General features: G+C 73.8%; 17 protein-coding genes. 6 read left to right on the top strand and 11 right to left on the bottom strand.

What is annotated here, in order from left to right; translation table 11 throughout:
* Positions 1–13: 13 nt before the first annotated feature.
* From ACPXCS_RS16725 to ACPXCS_RS16715, 3 genes are all read right to left on the bottom strand, one after another.
* The gene (locus tag ACPXCS_RS16725; protein WP_425950404.1) at positions 14–799 is read right to left on the bottom strand and encodes an Fpg/Nei family DNA glycosylase; all 786 of its coding nucleotides are present in this window, start codon (positions 797–799) and stop codon (positions 14–16) included.
* A gap of 255 nt (positions 800–1,054) precedes the next feature.
* Positions 1,055–2,074, bottom strand: a complete 1,020-nt coding sequence (locus ACPXCS_RS16720) for a DUF6397 family protein (RefSeq protein WP_425950402.1) — start codon at positions 2,072–2,074, stop codon at positions 1,055–1,057.
* 272 nt (positions 2,075–2,346) lie between these two features.
* Positions 2,347–2,760, bottom strand: a complete 414-nt coding sequence (locus tag ACPXCS_RS16715; protein WP_425950400.1) for a roadblock/LC7 domain-containing protein — start codon at positions 2,758–2,760, stop codon at positions 2,347–2,349.
* A 104-nt stretch (positions 2,761–2,864) separates the two neighbouring features.
* Here ACPXCS_RS16715 and ACPXCS_RS16710 point away from each other — a divergent pair, with 104 nt between their 5' ends.
* Positions 2,865–3,293 carry a PPOX class F420-dependent oxidoreductase gene (locus tag ACPXCS_RS16710; protein ID WP_425950399.1) on the top strand — a complete coding sequence of 143 codons (429 nt, stop codon included), beginning with the start codon at positions 2,865–2,867 and terminating at the stop codon, positions 3,291–3,293.
* A gap of 16 nt (positions 3,294–3,309) precedes the next feature.
* Here ACPXCS_RS16710 and ACPXCS_RS16705 read toward each other — a convergent pair whose 3' ends face one another.
* The 5 genes from ACPXCS_RS16705 to ACPXCS_RS16685 form a co-directional block, all read right to left on the bottom strand.
* Positions 3,310–3,915, bottom strand: coding sequence for a GTP-binding protein (locus ACPXCS_RS16705; protein ID WP_425950398.1), 606 nt, complete (start codon positions 3,913–3,915; stop codon positions 3,310–3,312).
* Between the two features lie 251 nt (positions 3,916–4,166).
* Positions 4,167–4,577, bottom strand: coding sequence for a DUF742 domain-containing protein (locus tag ACPXCS_RS16700; RefSeq protein ID WP_425950397.1), 411 nt, complete (start codon positions 4,575–4,577; stop codon positions 4,167–4,169).
* Positions 4,578–4,599: 22 nt separating this feature from the next.
* Complete coding sequence (locus ACPXCS_RS16695) at positions 4,600–5,037, bottom strand: roadblock/LC7 domain-containing protein (RefSeq protein ID WP_425950395.1); 438 nt, start codon at positions 5,035–5,037, stop codon at positions 4,600–4,602.
* On the bottom strand, positions 5,034–7,586 hold the full coding sequence (locus ACPXCS_RS16690) for a nitrate- and nitrite sensing domain-containing protein (RefSeq protein ID WP_425950394.1): 2,553 nt from the start codon (positions 7,584–7,586) through the stop codon (positions 5,034–5,036). The genes ACPXCS_RS16695 and ACPXCS_RS16690 overlap by 4 nt, the downstream gene beginning before the upstream one ends.
* A gap of 160 nt (positions 7,587–7,746) precedes the next feature.
* Positions 7,747–8,520 carry an MHYT domain-containing protein gene (locus tag ACPXCS_RS16685; RefSeq protein WP_425950392.1) on the bottom strand — a complete coding sequence of 258 codons (774 nt, stop codon included), beginning with the start codon at positions 8,518–8,520 and terminating at the stop codon, positions 7,747–7,749.
* 152 nt (positions 8,521–8,672) lie between these two features.
* Between ACPXCS_RS16685 and ACPXCS_RS16680 the strand changes: the two genes are divergently transcribed.
* Positions 8,673–9,272, top strand: coding sequence for a class I SAM-dependent methyltransferase (locus ACPXCS_RS16680; protein WP_425950390.1), 600 nt, complete (start codon positions 8,673–8,675; stop codon positions 9,270–9,272).
* 149 nt (positions 9,273–9,421) lie between these two features.
* Here ACPXCS_RS16680 and ACPXCS_RS16675 read toward each other — a convergent pair whose 3' ends face one another.
* Positions 9,422–10,324, bottom strand: a complete 903-nt coding sequence (locus ACPXCS_RS16675) for an oxygenase MpaB family protein (protein WP_425950388.1) — start codon at positions 10,322–10,324, stop codon at positions 9,422–9,424.
* A gap of 98 nt (positions 10,325–10,422) precedes the next feature.
* Between ACPXCS_RS16675 and ACPXCS_RS16670 the strand changes: the two genes are divergently transcribed.
* Together ACPXCS_RS16670 and ACPXCS_RS16665 are read left to right on the top strand one after the other, a co-directional pair.
* The gene (locus tag ACPXCS_RS16670) at positions 10,423–10,719 is read left to right on the top strand and encodes a hypothetical protein (protein WP_425950386.1); all 297 of its coding nucleotides are present in this window, start codon (positions 10,423–10,425) and stop codon (positions 10,717–10,719) included.
* A 136-nt stretch (positions 10,720–10,855) separates the two neighbouring features.
* A complete protein-coding gene (locus ACPXCS_RS16665; protein WP_425950385.1) occupies positions 10,856–11,713 on the top strand; it encodes a hypothetical protein in 858 nt (285 codons plus the stop codon).
* Between the two features lie 13 nt (positions 11,714–11,726).
* Here ACPXCS_RS16665 and ACPXCS_RS16660 read toward each other — a convergent pair whose 3' ends face one another.
* A complete protein-coding gene (locus ACPXCS_RS16660; protein ID WP_425950384.1) occupies positions 11,727–11,909 on the bottom strand; it encodes a hypothetical protein in 183 nt (60 codons plus the stop codon).
* 304 nt (positions 11,910–12,213) lie between these two features.
* On the opposite strand from ACPXCS_RS16660, the gene ACPXCS_RS16655 reads away from it, so the two are divergent.
* Together ACPXCS_RS16655 and ACPXCS_RS16650 are read left to right on the top strand one after the other, a co-directional pair.
* Positions 12,214–15,135: a DEAD/DEAH box helicase gene (locus ACPXCS_RS16655; protein WP_425950479.1), complete on the top strand. Its 2,922-nt coding sequence runs from the start codon at positions 12,214–12,216 to the stop codon at positions 15,133–15,135.
* A complete protein-coding gene (locus ACPXCS_RS16650) occupies positions 15,132–16,547 on the top strand; it encodes an SWF or SNF family helicase (RefSeq protein ID WP_425950382.1) in 1,416 nt (471 codons plus the stop codon). The genes ACPXCS_RS16655 and ACPXCS_RS16650 overlap by 4 nt, the downstream gene beginning before the upstream one ends.
* A gap of 1 nt (position 16,548) precedes the next feature.
* On the opposite strand, the gene ACPXCS_RS16645 is transcribed toward ACPXCS_RS16650, so the two are convergent.
* Positions 16,549–16,914, bottom strand: a complete 366-nt coding sequence (locus tag ACPXCS_RS16645) for a hypothetical protein (protein ID WP_425950381.1) — start codon at positions 16,912–16,914, stop codon at positions 16,549–16,551.
* Positions 16,915–17,060 lie beyond the last annotated feature (146 nt).

The raw sequence follows: 17,060 nt of genomic DNA, 5'->3' as shown, positions 1-17,060 counted from the left end.
ATGGTGGTGCGGGTCAGGGTTCGGGCTGGCAGCGCGGGCACCACACCGTGCCGCGGCCGGCCATCCGTGACCGGCTCAGGGCGGTGCCGCACCGCGGGCAGCCGGGGTCGGGGTCGTCACGGCGGCCGGTGAGCCAGGAGTCGCGCGGCGGGACACGACCGGCCGTGACGGAGGCGCGCAAGGTGCGCCGCATCTCCCGGTACAGGCGTCGGCGGTCGGACTCGGTCAGACCGGCCACCGGGCGGTCGGGGCGCAGCCGCGCGCGCCACAGGATCTCGTCGGCCAGCAGGTTGCCGAGACCTGCGAGGACCGACTGGTCGGTGAGCACCGTCTTGAGCCGGCCGCGGCGGGCCCCGAGCACCGTCTCGAACGCGTCCCGGTCCACCACCAGCGCGTCGGGGCCCTGCCGCCCGAGCAGCCGGTCGACCTCGGGCTCGTCGTGGGCGAGCCACAGGCCCTGGAGCTTGCGCTGGTCACGGAAGCGCAGCTGGCGACCGCCGCCCAGCGTGAACAGGACGCGATCATGAGCCTCGACGGTGTCCTCGGCGTGGGCGCAGACCAGGCTGCCGGTCATGCCGAAGTGCAGGACGAGGGTGGGGCCGCCGGTGCGGGCCAGCAGCCACTTGCCGTGCCGCCGGGGCGTGCCGAGCCGTCGTCCCTCCAGCGCGTCGCGCAGTCCCCGGGCATCGACCCCGTGCAGGACGCCCGGGTCCCGCACGTCGACGTGTCTGATCACCCGGCCGGTCGCACAGGAGTCGAGCACCTGCCGGAAGCCCTCCACATCGGGCAGCTCGGGCATGACCGACGCCCTTTCCTCCGGCCCCGCCGACGACTTGGGGCGAGGCCGCCGGCCGGGTTGCTTCCCCGCCGTCAGTGGCCCGGACGTCCGCGGCACCATGAGCGCATTGATCAGGGCGACGACGGAGTAGACGCAGGATTTACCAGGGGCCTGCCCGGCCCACCGCCCGGGCTCACGTAGCCGTGTACCGCGCCGGCTGCCGAGTAAGCGAGTCGCCCGCCTCCGGACTTGCAGCCTGCCCGTCCGCGAGGCGGCTCACGCGCTCGTGGCGGATCGCCGGCGGCCTCTGCGCCGCAGGCGGCCCAGCAGGCCGGTCGGCCTCGGTGTCGCGGGGGGTGGTGCGGGCTGCACGGCGGGTGATGTCGGTTTCGCCGCCGGAACCGACACCGGAATCGGTACCGGAATCGGAACCGGATCCGGGACGGGTGGCATGGTCGCGGTCGGAATGGCCGTAGGGATCGCGGTCACTGTCGCGGGCGCGGTCGGTGCGGGAACCGGTCGGGGAAACGGGCACTCCCTGCGTGCCCTCACCAAGGTGTGGGACAGATCCGCACGGAACCAGGCCACCTCGTCGGGCTCGCTCGCCGTCATGAGGGTCCCGGCCAACTCGGCCGCCGGTGAGCCGGGCGCCCCGTGGGCGGGGAGGCGAGGGCGCAGACGGTCCAGTCGGGCTCGCTCGTCGGGATCCTGGACGACTTCCGCGACGTCGGCGGGGTCCAGGAGGGAGGCGACGGATGCCGCGTGAGCCCACGGGTCGTCGCCCGCGTGGCGCAGCAGGAATCCACTGTGGCGTCCCCGCCAGTTGCGTGGGCGGCGATCCAGCCCCGCCTTCAGCCCGTCCCGGATCTCCGGGGGCAAGCGCCCCGACAGCAGTCGGGCGTTGCTCGCCTCGGATGTGAACTGCCGCAGCTCCTCCGCCAGATACAGCCAGACGACCGTCCGGTAGCGGTTGAGGTAGAAGCGTACCGGTACCAGCAGGCCGTAGCGGGCGAGGCTCGTGAACCTGGTGGGCGCGATCTCCATGAGTGCGGCGCCCTCGTGGGTGCCGGTGGTCCTGACGCGTTCCCGCAGTCCCTCGGGGAATCCGTCTGCGGCTCGCAGCCGGTCGAGTTCGGCCTGCGTGACGCGTCGGACTCCGCCGCCTGCGTCCGGGACGGTGCGGACGAGTCCCAGGTTCACCGCGAGATCGAAGTCGCCTCGCTTGAGGTCGAGTTCGCGGGCGGCCCGGCTCGGGCCGAAGGCGGGGTGGTCGGTTTTCGCGATCGTGCCTGACATGGTCGTCTCCCCCGTGGAGTCAGTGGCTCGGCGCCGCGCACGGTCACCGTCATGCGGTGGCCAAGCGTGGGTGACCGTCGCGCGGGTCGGCGTGGTCGGTCGCCATGTGCGCTCGCCGTGGTCGGTCACCGTGTGCGCTCGCCGTGGTCGGTCACCGTGTGCGCTCGCCATGGTCGGTCGCCGTGTGCGGTCGTGATGGAAAAACCGTAGCCGGTTTCCCGCACCTCGCGGCGGGCCTGTGGATAACTCCACGGGGGTGGAGAACGTGCAGGTCAGGCCTCTGTGCTCGGCTTTCGTTCGGGCCGGCGGGCGTCCACGTCGAGGTGCTCGCCGACCCGGTTGACCAGCAGCGTCATCTCGTACGCGATCTGGCCGATGTCCGCTTCCGCGCCGCTGAGAACGCACAGACAGCTGCCGGTGCCGGCCGCCGTCACGAAGAGCACCGCGTCGTCGAACTCGATCATCGTCTGGCGGACGCTGCCCGCCCCGAAGTGCCGTCCCGAGCCCTTGGCCAGACTGTGCAGGCCGGACGACACGGCCGCGAGGTGCTCGGCGTCCTCGCGGCGCAGTCCGGTGCTCGCGCCCGTCACCAGGCCGTCGTTGGACAGGACCAGTGCGTGCCGGACCTCTTGGATGCGCTCGGTCAGGTCGTCCAGCAGCCAGTCGAGTCCCTGGTTCTGCGCCATGTCCCGATCTCCCCGTTTTCTCCCCGTACGATTCTCCTCCTGGCCGGAGGATCTCCACGCCAGCCTTCCCCAGGACCGCGGCCGGGGCAAGGAGGATGGGAGCCATGGCAGAGAAGATGACCGACGCGCAATGGCGGGAGTTCGTCTCGCACGGCACCCGCACCGGAAAACTGTCCACGGTCCGGGCCGACGGCAGCCCGCACGTGACCCCGATCTGGTTCGTGCTGGACGGGGACGAGCTGGTGTTCAACACCGGCAAGAGCAGCGTGAAGGGGCGCAACATCGCCCGGGACGGCCGGGTCGCCCTGTGCGTGGACGACGACCGGCCGCCCTACTCCTATGTCGTGCTGACGGGCCGTGCCCGGATCTCGGAGGACCTCGACGAGACGAGACTCTGGGCCACGCGAATCGGTGCCCGGTACATGGGCGAGGAGCGCGCCGAGGAGTTCGGCGCCCGCAACGGCGTACCGGGGGAACTCCTCGTGCGCGTCACGATCGACCGGGTCCTGGCGGAGCGGAGCGTCGCGGACTGAGCCCGCGGTCACCGGGTCAGCCGACCGAGTCGAGGAGCCGGGCGGTGTGCATGCGCCCGGCGTATTCGACAAGCCGGATCAGCACCTCCTTGCCCGAGTCCCGGTCACGTGCGTCGCACAGCACGACGGGTGTGCCCCGGTCCAGGTCGAGGGCGCGGGAGACGTCCGGGACGTCGTGGCGCCGGGCGCCCGCGAAGCAGTTGACGGCCACCACGAACGGGATGCGCCGGTGCTCGAAGTAGTCCACCGCGGGGAAGCAGTCCTCCAGGCGGCGGGTGTCCGCGAGGACCACCGCACCGAGCGCCCCCTGCGCCAGTTCGTCCCACAGGAACCAGAACCGGTCCTGGCCGGGTGTGCCGAACAGGTAGAGCGACAGACCGGAGCGGATGGTGATGCGTCCGAAGTCCATTGCGACGGTCGTGGTGCTCTTGTGGTCCACGCCGTCGGTGTCGTCCACCGACTGGCCCGCCTCGCTGAGGAGTTCCTCGGTGCGCAGCGGCCGGATCTCGCTGACGGCGCCGACCAGGGTGGTCTTGCCCACCCCGAAACCGCCGGCGACCAGAATCTTCAACGCCAGCGCGGCGCTCTCGCCGTCCTCGGCGTCGGAGTGCTCGGAGACCATGGATCACTTCTCTCGGGAGGGCCGGCAACGGGTGCCGTGCCTGCGGGTGGGATGCGGGTCTGTTCGTGCGGGGGTTCGGTTCCGCCCGCGCGGGGTTCCAGTCGTCCCGCGCGGGGTTCGAGTCGTCCCGCGCGGAGTTCGAGTCGTCCCGCGCGGAGTTCGAGTCGTCCCGCGCGGAGTTCGAGTCGTCCCGCGCGGAGTTCGGGTTCGTCCGTGCCGGATGCGGACGCTTCGGCCGGCTGCGGGTTCGTCTACAGCGCCTTCAACCCCTCGATCACCTCGCGCAGGATGCGTTCGTCGGGCAGTTGCGCCGGAGGCACCGGGCGGCTGACGGTGACGTGGCCGAGTTCCAGGAGGTCGCCGAGGAGGACCCTGACCACGCCCACGGGCAGGTCCGCGCCGGCGGCGAGTTCGGCGACCGACTGGGTCTCCGTGCGGCACAGGCCGATCAGGGCGCGGTGTTCCGGGCCGAGTGGGGCGTCGTCCACGGCGGGCGCGGCCGGGTCCAGGGTGACCAGGGCGATCAGGTCGAACCGGACGCCGGTGGGCCCGGGCCGGGTGCGGCCGCCCGTCATGGCGTAGGGGCGGACGAGCGGGCCGGCCTCGCTGTCGTACCACTGGCTGCCCTGCTCGCGCGGGGTGCCCGTCATGTCCTCGGTCATCTCGGCGGACCGCCCTCCCGTCTCATCCGGCGGCGGGTGGCCGCACGCCGACGCGGGGTGCCGTGCCGAGGTGCTCGCCGACGCGCTTGACCATGAGGGCCATCTCGTAGGCCACGAGGCCGATGTCGGCGGTCACGGCGGTGAGGAGGGCGAGGCAGGAGCCGTCGCCGGCGGCGGCCACGAAGAGGAAGCCCTCGTCCATCTCCACCATCGTCTGGCGGACCCCGCCGACGCCGAAGTGCCGCCCCGTCCCCTTGGCGAGGCTGTGGAACCCGGAGGCGACCGCGGCGAGATGCTCGGCGTCCTCACGGCGCAGGTCGGTCGAGGCGCCCACGGCGAGGCCGTCGTTGGACAGCACCACGGCGTGCCGGATCTCGCTCACGCGGAGCACCAGATCGTCGAGCAGCCAGTCGAGTTCGCCGGAGCGTCGGGCGGCGTGCGTGCTCGGGTCCTGGATCATGCGCGGTCTCCTTCACTGCTGTCGCCGCCCGTCGCGGGGCGGGGAGTGGTTCCGCGGCCGGGTCGTCCGCCACCGCCGCGCATCCAGCCGTCGCGGTAGGCCGTCATGCGGTCCCGCACGAGTTCGGGTGTGCGTTCGTCGTCCCGGGGTGCCGGAGCCGGGGGCGGCTCCTCGGGTCGTCCGTCGCGCAGTTGCGGGGCGAGGCTGGCCTGGCGTACGCGACGCGGCAGGCCGTCGGATGCGTCGGGCTGTTCCTGGGGGCGGTGCAGTCGCAAGGTGGCGACTCCTGGGGGTGGGGTGTGACGCGTGGTCTCGGCTCGACCCGTCGTGTCCGCAGCCGCGGGTGCGGACACGGGTGCGGGGACGGGGGCCACGAGGGCGCGCCGGTCGGCCGGGGCATCGACGGCGTCCCACGGTGCGCCGTCCTCGGGCACGCGCGTGTGGACGCGTTCCCCGGGCTGCCGCGTGTGGGCCGCCGCTTCGCGGGGTCGTTCCGCCGTCGTGGTGTGCAACAGGGCGGTGGGCAGCAGCACGACCGCGGTCGTACCGCCGTACGGTGAGGTCCTCAGGTGGACCTTGACGCCGTGCCGGGCGGCGAGCCTGCTGACGACGAACAGGCCGAGCCGGTCGCTGTCGAACAGGTCGAGTGCCTCGGACTCGGCGATGCGGCGGTTGGCCTCGGCGAGGGTCTCCTTGCCCATGCCGAGCCCCCGGTCCTCGACCTCCACGGCGTAGCCGTTGCCGACGGGTTCGCCGGTGACCCGCACGCGCGTGTGGGGCGGCGAGAACTGGGCGGCGTTCTCGATGATCTCGGCGAGCAGGTGGGTGAGGTCGGCTACGGCGGCTCCGGCGACGGCTGCCTCGGGGAGCTGCCGTACCTCCACGCGCGCGTAGTCCTCCACTTCGGACACGGCGGCGCGGACCACGTTCGTCAGGGAGACGGGCATGCGCCAGGCCCGGCCGGGAGCCGCTCCGGAGAGGATGATCAGGCTCTCCGCGTGGCGCCGCATGCGGGTGGTGAGGTGGTCGAGGCGGAAGAGGTCGCTGAGTTCGTTCGGGTCGTCGGAGCGGCGTTCCATGCTGTCGAGGAGACTGAGCTGCCGGTGGACGAGGATCTGGCTGCGGCGGGCGAGGTTGACGAAGACGCCGGAGATGCCGCTGGCGAGTTCGGCCCGTTCCGCGGCGGCCCGCAGCGCGGCGCGGTGGACGGTGCCGAGGGCCTCGGCGACCTGGCCGGTCTCGTCCTCCGCGGGCGGACCGGGCGGTGCTTCGGCGTGGACGTCGATCTCCTCGCCCGCACGCAGTTTCCGCATGGCCTCGGGGAGCTTGCGCCGGGCGATCTCCAGGGCCGTGTTGCGCAAGCTCACGAGTTCCACCACGAGGCCGCGGCCGATGCGCACGGAGATGACGAGTGAGGCGGCGACGGCGGCGAGTCCGAACAGCACGGCGGCTCCGGCCGGAGTGAGCAGTCCTCGGGTGAACGGGTCGGCCCGCCGCGCGACGCCACGGGCCGCCTCGTCCTCGATCGTCCGCATACCGTTCTGCACGCGCGCGTGCGCCGTGTTCCAGGTGTCCTCGGGAGCCGCCTCGACCGCCCTGGTCCCCGGAGCGCGGGTGAGGACCCCGTCCTCGGCCGTGACCAGTCCGGCGTAGGTGTCGCTGCCGGCCAGGGCGTCCCAGGCGGAGCGCTCGGTGCCGTGCAGATCGGCGACGGCGGAGCCGGTGAGGGTGCGGCGGAGTTCCACCGCACCGGTGAACAACCGCAGCCGTTCGCCGTGGAGGGTGCCGTCCAGGCGGGCGCTCGCCAGGACGGCGTCCTCCTGCGCCAGCGCCTCGCCCGCGCGGGCGAATTCGAGCAGCACGCGCGCGTCGGAGCCCAGTTCCGCGTCCTGAATGCCGGTGAGGGCGCCGCCGACACCGAACGCCGCCCCGATGGTCCGGGTGTAGCGGCCGTACGTCTCCGCCCAGCCGACGCCCCCCGCCCGTACCGCCGTCCGCAAGGGGCGCAGTTGCTCGGCTCCGGCGACGAACTCCTCCAGCCTGCGCGCGACTCCGTCGGGCAGTGCCTCGCTGACGGCGACGGTGTCGTTCTTCCCGAGCCGCAGCTGCGCGACGGCCCGGTCGGTGCGCCGGGCGAGTTCGTCCAGTTCGCCGGGCGGTACGGCGGACGGGTCGGTGGCGTGGCGCACGGCGGCCGCGCGTTCGGCCTGGAGAGCGGCGACCGCGGCGGAGACGGGGGCGCGCACCGCGGCGTCCACACGCTGCACCTGCCGGAGCCGGGCGATGTCCTGGGCGGTGGTGACGGTGGCGTTGGCCCACAGCGCCAGCAGGGAGACCACCGGCACCATCAGCAGGCAGACGATCTTGGCGCGCACGGTGCGCGGACGTATGTGCCACCGCTCCGCGCGTGCGGACGCCCCGTCCCGCGCGGTGCCGGAAAACTCGTCGGGTCCCTCGTCGGCCGGTGGTCCGGCATGCGCGCGGCGACCGCGCACGGGCGGGGGCGGCGCCTCTGCGCCGTCGGTGGAGGGCCTACGGGGTGTACGCATGGACTCCTCGCTCGGGAGTGTGGGTCGGGGGACGGACCGTCCGGACCGGGGGGATCGTCCGCGGCCGTGGCTTCCCCGTGGCTGACGCGGACGGCGTCCCCGTGGCTGACGCTGACGCGGACCGCCCGAAGCCGCGCCGGCTTCTCCCTCTCCCCCCGCCCTAGGGCGGGACGCTCCCGACCGGTCGCTGGGCCGACACGGAGGCCTCCCGCTCCCCCGCCGTCGGCGACAGCGCGACGAAGGCCGAGGCCAGGAAGAGGTAGGACCCGAGGCCGACGGCCAGAGGGAAGATGAACTGCATCGCCTCCGCCCCGGGCAGGACGTCCCCGGAGGGTGTCACGCGCACGTTCACCGCGAGCATCCCGGTGTAGTGCATGCTGCTGACGGCCGCGCCCATGATCAGGGAGGCGAGGGTGACCGCGACGGGCGACTTGATATTGAGCGCCGCCCACAGCGCCGCGGTCGCGGCGACGACGGCGATCAGGACGGAGAGCATGACGAGCGCCGGGTCGTAGGTCACGTCACCGTGCAGGCGGACGGCCGCCATGCCGAGGTAGTGCATGCTCGCGACGCCGAGGCCGGTCGTGAGCCCGCCCACGAACAGCGCCCGGCCGCGGTCACGGCCGTAACCGACGGCGAAGACGCCCGCGCAGACGACGACCATGGCCACGAGCAGGCTGAGCAGCGTGAGCGGCACGTCGTAGCGGAGGCCGGTGCCGGCGACGCCGAACCCGAGCATGGCCACGAAGTGCATGGTCCAGATGCCGGTGCCGATCGCCGAGGCGGCGGTGAGGAGCCAGTTGCGGCGCGAGCGCCCGGTGGCGGCGAGCGCGCGGACGGTGCAGCGCAGTCCGAGGGCGGCGCCTATGCAGGCCATCACGTACGACAGCGCGGGGGTCAGCCACCCCAGGGCGGCGTGGTCCAGGTGTCCCATGGCCCCGGGACGCTAGACCCGGCGGAGGCACACAAAGGGGGCGTGTTTCGAAAGCTGTTGCAATCTGACGCGGCGATGCATCGGAACGATCGGGTCACGCTCGAACGTGTGCACTGAGGCGTCCTCCGCGCCGGTGAGGAATCATGCGGTGCATGAGCGACGACCAGACGCGTGTCCAGGAGTTCTTCACCGCCCGCGCCGCCGACTGGGACAGCCGGTTCCCCGACGACGGCCCGGCCTACGCCGCCGCGGTCGCCGAGCTCGGCCTGCGGGCGGGAGACCGTGTGCTCGACGCCGGATGCGGCACCGGCCGCGCCCTGCCGCCCCTGCGCGCCGCCGTGGGGCCCTCGGGCGTGGTGCTGGGCGCCGATCTCACTCCGGCCATGCTGCGGGAGGCCGTACGGGCCGGACGGGACCGGGAGGGGACGCTGCTGCTCACGGACGTCGCCGCACTGCCGCTGCGCGCGCAGTCGCTGGACGCGGTGTTCGGGGCGGGGCTCGTCTCGCATCTGGCGAGCCCGGCGGAGAACCTGCGCGAGCTGGCGCGTGTGGTGCGTCCCGGTGGTGTGCTGGCGCTGTTCCACCCGATCGGCAGGGCCGCCCTCGCGGCGCGCCACGGCCGACCGCTCACCCCGGAAGACCTGCGGGCGGAACCCAACCTCCGTCCTCTGCTGGCCGGTTCCGGGTGGCGCCTGACGTCGTACGTCGACGAGGAGTCCCGCTTCCTGGCCCTGGCCGTGCGCGAAGATTGAGCCCCTGCCGTCCGCGAGGACCGAGCCCTCGCCGTCCACCGGGCTCAGCCCTGGCCCTCCGTGAGGACTGAGCCCCCGCCGTCCCCGAGCGCCCGGCCCCAGCCGTCCGCGAGACCGAGCTTCTGTCCTCCGCGAGACCGAGCGTCCTCTCACCCCACCCCGGCGTCCGGCGCCCCCGTGTGCCGCACCGGGCAGCCCCGTAGGCCCGGGACCGGCCGCGTTCCCAGCTCGGCGAGTTCGTAGCCGTTCGGGTAGCCCTTGATCTCCCAGTTCTGGCGGGCGAAGTGCGGAGCGCGCCGGGGCGGCAGCAAACGGACGGCACGCCCCCGCAGGCGTACCGCGCGGCGCACCCACGCACGCGTGCCGGCACTGGGCGGGGTGTAGCGGAAGGCCTCGAGGAGCGAGTCGTCGAGCAGCGCGAGAGTCGTGGCGCGCACCAGCGGCGGCAGCGGGCGCGGGTACCAGGAGGCCATCAGGGCGAGCGTGGCGTCCGAGACGCGGCGGGCGTCCTCGTCCCAGGCGAAGTGGGCCGCTTCGTAGGCGTCGAGGCAGGCCTCGAACTCCTCGTACGTCCCGGGGATCTCCTTGATGCCCATGTGCTGCCCGAGTGTGCGGTAGTGGACGACACCGGCGACGGTCTCGTGGCGTGACATCCTGCGCCAGCCGTAGGCGTCGATCCACCGTTTCGGCATCACGACGAAGGTGCAGAGCACGTAGCGCATGTCCGCGTCGCTGATGTCGTAGCTGCGGTGCATCTGGTTGATGCGGCGGATCGCGGTCCTGCCCTGCTCGCTGCCGAAGCCGTGCTCGACGACGGCGTCCAGGAGCAGCGAGGTGTCGTCGTAGCGCTTCTGGGTGCGGTCCGTGAGCTCCGCGGTCCGGGCGAGCAGCCGGCCGATGCTCGGGACGGCGTAGGTGCGGTAGAGGGCCAGTTCCAGGGAGCGGGCGAAGTCCCAGGGGAACTCGTACGCCACACTGAGCCGGTAGATCTCCGTGGCCTCGCGGTACGGGTCCATCCTCCGGATCTGTTCGAGCCGTTCGAAACGCTTCACCGTGCCGTCCCCCTTCTGCCTGCGGAGCTCCAACCCTACGTTGGTGACCGGGAGATGAACGGTGAGCGGGGACGGTGCGCTGGGGGAAGGTGGTCAGCATGTGGGACAGGTTCCGCAAGGCCGGGGGAAGGGTCGCTCAGGCACTGCGTACGGAGCCGAAGGCCGGTGACGGCGGACGTCCGCACAACCTGTTCGAGGCCGCTGCCGTCTATGTCACGGCGAGCGTGGAGGACGACCAGGAGCGGGCCGACGAGGCGGCCGGCTGGGTGTCGCCGGAGGCGCTGTCGTTCGGCGTGAACGAGCTGGCCTGCCGGGCCGTGGTCGCTCTGGCGCGCGAGCGCGGCCAGGCGCCCGGGACGGTGGCGCGCGGGCTGCTGGGGCTGCCGGCGGCCTGACGGGCCCGGCACCGGACGGCCGTTTCGCCCCCGTCCGCCGGAAAACTGCAGCTCCGGGTGCGCTTGCGAGGTCGTGACAAGCGGCTTCCGCTCGCACTAGGGTGCGCGCCGATGGACCAATGATGGGGAGGCTGGGATGGCCGGGACGGACGAGGACGCCGTCGCCGCCGCGGACGATGCGCTCTACGTGCTCACGGCGGTGCTGCTGACGCCGGCGAAGTTCCCGAGTGTGCTGGGCGACGACTATCCGGAGGCGTGCGCGGCGCTCGGCCTGGCGCCGCTCGCCGACGGCTATGGGCTGGTGCTCGGCCAGGACGGCGAAGGTGCCCGGTGGACCGTGGTCATCGACGACGTCTCCCTGGTGGCCGTCGCGATCGCGTCGTGGGACTGCGGCATGGAGTACGAGCTGTCACCCGACGAGCGCACGGTGGTCGCGGCTCTGCCCGGCTGGCCCCTCGCGGTCGCCGTCGCGGCTCCCGGCGTGCCCGCGCCGCACGATCCCGGCCCGGAGGCCGACGACCGGCCGCCGCTGACTCCGCCGGACACCGGCGTGTGGGGTCCGGCCCAGCGGCGTCTGGGCGCGGACGAGATCGCTCTGCAGTGGGCGACCTGGCGGGACCAGGTCGACGACGCCGCCTTTCCGCAGCCGGGGCCGGCGGCGACTCCGGGCGACGGGAGCGAGGCCGCCGGCGGCCCGGACCGCGCAGGGGAGAGCGGGCAGCCCGGTCACAGCGGCATCCGGCGTGTCCTGGCGGAGGCCCGCACCTACATCGACTCGCCCCCGCCTCTGGGCCGGGTCCGCTCGTCGTTCGCGCCGGGTGACGCGCGGACCCTGCGGGCGGACGGCCCCGGCTGGTCGCTGGTGGCCAGGACCGACGACATCGCCTTCGTGCTCCTGGACGAGGAGCCCGGCGAGGTGCTGCCCGTGGGCCGGGGGCCGGAGCTGCCGGGCCTGCTCGCCGCCCTCGACAAGATGGCCGTGCGGCCGAACTGAACGGACCGGGCGGTCAGCGGCCCAGCTCCTTGCGGTTGAGGCGGCGCAGCCTGCGCCGCTGTGCGGGATCCAGCGTGAGGTAGGCGGCGGCCGGGACTCCCAGGACGATCAGAAGCGCGGCCCACCAGGGCAGCCAGATCATCAGGATGAGCCCGACCGCCACACCACCCGCGGCGATCTTGGCGTTCTTCGACATGACTGTCGCCTCCTTCGCGGCCCTCGCCGCTCTCTGCCATGAAAACGGGCCCGCGACTCCGGCGGTTCCGGCGCCACCCCTGAGACATCCCTGAGGCGCGACCCCAAGACGACCCTGACAGGCACCCCTGAGAGGCGCCCTCCCAGGCGGCCGGGAACGCGCACGCACCACCGCGGCGGGATGCCGCGGCACACACCGCTGCGCATCCATAGTGACCCACCTCACAGCAACTCCCTACCCGCGCGACCCCGAAGTGCTGTACTCTCGGCCGCTCCGCCAACTAGTCAAATTTGAGGAATCAGCCATAGCCGAGCAGTCGACTCCCCCGGCACCCTCCTCCGCTCACTCCCACCTCTCCGAGTTGCCCGATTGCCGAGCTGTCTTCGTGCCCGGCGACCCGGCCCGTACCGGCACCGTCGCCTTCTGGCGGCCCGACGGCGCTCCCCCTGCGGGCGCCGCGCCGGCGTCCGTCACGGACCTCACCGTCACGGACCTCACCGTCGCCGTGCCCGGCAGCGACGGAGCCGAGGCGCTGGACGTGCCCGCCCTGCTGATGCCGGTGGGTGCGGCCCTGCCGCTCCTCACCCGCGCGCGGGTGACCGGCCAGGGGCACCGCTCCACCGTCTTCTGGGGCGCGGCCGCCCTGCAGGCCCTGCACCTCGTGGCACGCGGACTGCTGCTGCCGGGGCTGTCGCCGGGCGACCACGACGCCTGGCGCGTGGGCCCGCTGTGCGCCCAGGACGTCGAGGCCCTGCGCCACCTCGCCGCCGCGATGCCTCCCGAGGCGCACGCCGTACCGCTGCCCGGCGCCGCACCACTGCCCGGCGCCGGGCCTCTGCTGCTGCCCGAGCCGGAGCGGCTCCTGCGCGCCTTCCTCGACGCCGTGGCCGACACCCTGCCCCGCTCCCCCGCCGCGCCCCTGGTGACGGCCGGGCCCGCCTACGCGTCGCGGGAGCCGGTGCATCTGCCCCGGCAGCGCCCCTGGGCCGCCGACGTCGCCGCGGGTCTCGACGCGGGCGTGCGGCTGTCGCTGCGCGTCGAGGCGCACGGCCTGACGGGAACGGCCGACGACGTCGGCGAGGACTTCGACGCCGACGTGACGTTCCGGGCCGTGCTGCAGGTGCACGGCGTGAGCGATCCGGCACTCGTCGCGGACGCCGCGGACGTCTGGGCAGGCAGCGCGGACGAGGCCCTCGGCCCCCGCGCGCGGATGGACGCCCTGCTCGCCCTGCGCCGGGCCGCCCGGGCCTGGGCCCCGCTCACTCCCCTGCTGTCGGCGACGGTGCCGGACGCGGTGGACCTCGCCGACGACGAGGTCACCGAACTCCTCGGCGCGGGTGCCCGCGCCCTGGCGACGGCCGGCGTGGACGTGCACTGGCCCAGGGAGCTGACCCGTGAGTTCACCACGCGCGCGGAGGTGGGCCCTTCCGGCGACGAGCGGGGTTCCGGCCGCTCCTCGGACACCGTGCCGTCGTTCCTGTCCGCCGACGCGCTGCTCGCCTTCGACTGGTCCTTCGCACTCGGCGACCGGAGACTGAGCCGCGCGGAGCTCGACCGGCTCGCCGAGGCCAAGCGCCCGGTGGTACGGCTGCGCGACCAGTGGGTCCTGATCGACCCCCGGGAGGTGGCACTCGCCCGCTCCCGGCAGGACCGCAAGGTCACCCCGGTGGACGCCCTGAGCGCCGCCCTCACGGGCTGGACCGAGGTGGACGGCCACCGGGTCGAGGTACGGCCCACCGGCTGGCTGGCGGCACTGCGCGAGCGGCTCGCGGATCCCGAGGCACAGCAGCCCGTGGCCCAGCCGGCCGCCCTCGCGGCCACACTGCGGGACTACCAGCGGCGCGGCCTGAACTGGCTGGTGGGCATGACGTCGCTGGGCCTCGGCTGCTGTCTCGCCGACGACATGGGTCTGGGCAAGACGGTCACGCTGATCGCGCTGCACCTGCACCGGCAGACCGACGCGCGGTCCGCCGGGCCCACCCTGGTGGTCTGCCCCACGTCCCTGATGGGCAACTGGCAGCGGGAGATCGAGCGGTTCGCGCCCGGCACGCCCGTGCGGCGCTTCCACGGGCCTCGGCGCGCTCTGGAGGACCTCGCCGACGGGGAGTTCGTGCTCACCACGTACGGCACGATGCGTCTGGACGCGGCCCGGCTGGCCGAGGTGCCCTGGGGCATGCTCGTGGCGGACGAGGCGCAGCACGTGAAGAACCCGTACTCCTCCACCGCGCGGCAACTGCGTTCCATCGGGGCACGCGCGCGCGTGGCGCTCACGGGCACCCCGGTGGAGAACAACCTGTCGGAGCTGTGGGCCATCCTCGACTGGGCGACGCCGGGGCTGCTGGGCCGGCTCGGCACCTTCCGCAGGCGGTACGCGGAGGCCGTGGAGGGCGGCCGGGACCCGGTCGCCGCGGACCGTCTGGCCCGGCTCGTACGGCCGTTCCTGCTGCGCCGCCGCAAATCGGATCCGGGCATCGCCCCCGAACTGCCGCCGAAGACGGAGACCGACCACGCCGTGTCGCTCACGCCGGAGCAGACGGCGCTGTACGAGGCCGTGGTGCGCGAGGCGCTCGCGGACATCTCCGGCGCCGACAGCATGGCCCGGCGCGGCATGATCGTGAAGCTGCTGACCGGCCTCAAGCAGATCTGCAACCACCCGGCGCAGTACCTCAAGGAGGAGCGGCCGGTGGTCGCCGGACGCTCCGGGAAGCTGGAGCTGCTGGACGAACTGCTCGACACGATCCTCGCCGAGGGGGCGGGCGTGCTGGTCTTCACGCAGTACGTGCGGACGGCCCGCCTCCTGGAACGGCACCTGGCCGCCCGCGGCACGCCCTCGCAGTTCTTGCACGGCGGGACGCCCGTCGCCGAGCGGGAGGCCATGGTCCAGCGCTTCCAGGACGGTGAGGTGCCCGTGTTCCTGCTGTCGCTGAAGGCGGCCGGCACCGGCCTGAACCTCACCCGGGCCGAACACGTGGTGCACTACGACCGCTGGTGGAACCCGGCCGTCGAGGCGCAGGCGACCGACCGCGCCTACCGCATCGGGCAGACCCGGCCCGTGCAGGTGCACCGGATCATCGCGGAGGGCACCATCGAGGACCGCATCGCGGAACTGCTGCACCGCAAGCGGGAGCTGGCGGACGCGGTCCTCGGCTCCGGCGAGGCGGCGCTCACGGAGCTGACGGACGCGGAACTGGCCGATCTGGTCGCACTGCGAGGGGACCTGCGATGACTCGGTACGACGGTGACACGGAGCGCACGTTCGCGGCGCTGCCGCCCGCGCGCGGGCGTGGTTTCGCGCAGTCCTGGTGGGGACAGACGTGGCTGAAGGCGCTGGAGGACACGGCGCTGGACTCCGCTCAGCTCAAGGCGGGCCGCAGGCTCGCCCGCGCGGGGGCGGTCGGCGCGGTGTCGGTACGTCCGGGCCGGCTGACGGCGGTCGTCCAGGACCGCGACCACACGGCGCACCGGGCCGACGTCCTGCTGGAGCAGTTGTCGCCCGGGCAGTGGGACCGCTTCCTGGACATGACGGTGGAGCGGGCCGGGCACGTGGCGGCGCTGCTGGACCGGGAGATGCCACCGCAACTGGTCGAGGACGCGGCGGCGGCGGGCGTCGACCTGCTGCCGGGCCTGGGCGACCTGGAGCCGGAGTGCGACTGCGGGGCGTGGGACCACTGCAGGCACACGGCGGCGCTCTGCTACCAGGTGGCGCGGCTGCTCGACCAGGACCCGTTCGTCCTGCTGCTGATGCGGGGACGCCCCGAGGACGGGGTGCTGGGCGACCTGCACCGGCGCAGCGGCGGCGCGTCGGCCGCGGAGTCCCCCGGGGCGGAGGGCGTGGACGCCGCCGAGGCGTACGCCGCCGGTGACATTTTGCCGCCGTTGCCCGGGCTGCCCGCCCTGCCCGACGGACCCGGGGCGCCGCCCTCACTGGACGCCGAGACGGCGCCGGCGCCCGGCGTCGATCCGGCCGCGCTGGAGTTCCTGGCAGCGCGGACCGCGGGACGGGCCCATCGGCTGCTCGCCCAGGCGCTGCGGGGCGCCTGGGAGCCCGAGTTGACGCCCGCACAGGACGCCGTACGACTGGCCGCGGGCGAAGCCGGGCAGGAGGCGACCGACAGGGAGAAGGCGACCGGCAGGGAGAAGGCGACCGGCAGGGAGAAGGCGACCGCCGGACAGGCACAGGAGACGGCCGCCGGGACACAGGCGGCCGCCGGGCAGCAGGCGGTGGGGCACCAGGCCCCTCCCGGCCGGGAGATGACGGACCGGCTCGCCGACGGCTCGGGACGCGGCCGGGAGGGACTGGCGGCGGCCGTGCGCGCCTGGCACCACGGCGGCGTGGACGCCCTGTCCGTCCTCGACGAGGAGTGGCGGGTCGAGGGCGAAGCCCTGGCACGCGCGCGTGCCGCCCTGGAGACGGCCTGGGACCCGGACGAACGGCCCGAGTTGCGGGCCCGGGCCAACCGGTGGACGGCCGTCGGCGCACCGGTGCAGCTGCGCCTGGGCCGGGACGGCCGGTGGTGGCCCTACCGCAAGGAGCGCGGCCGCTGGCAGCCCGTGGGGGCCGCCGCCCAGGATCCGGCGACGGCACTGGCGTCGGCGGAGTCCGCCGGTGACGGGGCCGCTCCGGCTCCGGGGCAGTAGCTCACTCGCCGAGGCCCAGGGACGGAAGGAGCGACTCCAGCCCACTGGGCAGATTGCTCGGCAGATCACTCGGCAACGCGCTCGGCAGATCACTCGGCAGCTCGCTGGGCAGCCGCGTCGGAAAGCCCGAGGGCAGACGAGTCGGCAGCTCGCTGGGCAACTTCGTGGGGATGCCGATGGACGGCGCGGGCGTGCTGCTCGTACCGGCTCCGGGCGGCTCGTCGTCCGGCGGGTCGTCCCGCCCCGAGGCCATCAGCACCACGACGGACACGGCAGCGACGGCCACGAGCACGGCCAGCAGCAGGAGCAGCGGATTCCGGCGCCGGGGAGACCGGGGCGGGTGAGGCGGTACGGGCGGCATGGCCATACGGACCACAGTCGCCGCGTACCGACCGCCGCGGGAGGGGCGCGCGGAAGCTGATACGCGCTCATGGCACGGACCGCACGGTTCCGGTGCATGGCGGGACCGCCATGCACCGGAATGGCCCGTCCGCCGGCCCGGCGTCGTGACCG

The organism is Streptomyces sp. DT190 (assembly GCF_049846985.1).
Taxonomy (GTDB): Bacteria; Actinomycetota; Actinomycetes; order Streptomycetales; family Streptomycetaceae; genus Streptomyces.
This window is presented reverse-complemented; position numbering and strand designations above follow the sequence as displayed.

Bases quoted from the DNA above. Each gene is read 5' to 3' on its own strand.
- ACPXCS_RS16725 (WP_425950404.1), bottom strand. From the start codon at position 799: ATGCCCGAGCTGCCCGATGTGGAGGGCTTCCGGCAGGTGCTCGACTCC.
- ACPXCS_RS16720 (WP_425950402.1), bottom strand. From the start codon at position 2,074: ATGTCAGGCACGATCGCGAAAACCGACCACCCCGCCTTCGGCCCGAGC.
- ACPXCS_RS16715 (WP_425950400.1), bottom strand. From the start codon at position 2,760: ATGGCGCAGAACCAGGGACTCGACTGGCTGCTGGACGACCTGACCGAG.
- ACPXCS_RS16710 (WP_425950399.1), top strand. From the start codon at position 2,865: ATGGCAGAGAAGATGACCGACGCGCAATGGCGGGAGTTCGTCTCGCAC.
- ACPXCS_RS16705 (WP_425950398.1), bottom strand. From the start codon at position 3,915: ATGGTCTCCGAGCACTCCGACGCCGAGGACGGCGAGAGCGCCGCGCTG.
- ACPXCS_RS16700 (WP_425950397.1), bottom strand. From the start codon at position 4,577: ATGACCGAGGACATGACGGGCACCCCGCGCGAGCAGGGCAGCCAGTGG.
- ACPXCS_RS16695 (WP_425950395.1), bottom strand. From the start codon at position 5,037: ATGATCCAGGACCCGAGCACGCACGCCGCCCGACGCTCCGGCGAACTC.
- ACPXCS_RS16690 (WP_425950394.1), bottom strand. From the start codon at position 7,586: ATGCGTACACCCCGTAGGCCCTCCACCGACGGCGCAGAGGCGCCGCCC.
- ACPXCS_RS16685 (WP_425950392.1), bottom strand. From the start codon at position 8,520: ATGGGACACCTGGACCACGCCGCCCTGGGGTGGCTGACCCCCGCGCTG.
- ACPXCS_RS16680 (WP_425950390.1), top strand. From the start codon at position 8,673: ATGAGCGACGACCAGACGCGTGTCCAGGAGTTCTTCACCGCCCGCGCC.
- ACPXCS_RS16670 (WP_425950386.1), top strand. From the start codon at position 10,423: ATGTGGGACAGGTTCCGCAAGGCCGGGGGAAGGGTCGCTCAGGCACTG.
- ACPXCS_RS16665 (WP_425950385.1), top strand. From the start codon at position 10,856: ATGGCCGGGACGGACGAGGACGCCGTCGCCGCCGCGGACGATGCGCTC.
- ACPXCS_RS16660 (WP_425950384.1), bottom strand. From the start codon at position 11,909: ATGTCGAAGAACGCCAAGATCGCCGCGGGTGGTGTGGCGGTCGGGCTC.
- ACPXCS_RS16650 (WP_425950382.1), top strand. From the start codon at position 15,132: ATGACTCGGTACGACGGTGACACGGAGCGCACGTTCGCGGCGCTGCCG.
- ACPXCS_RS16645 (WP_425950381.1), bottom strand. From the start codon at position 16,914: ATGGCCATGCCGCCCGTACCGCCTCACCCGCCCCGGTCTCCCCGGCGC.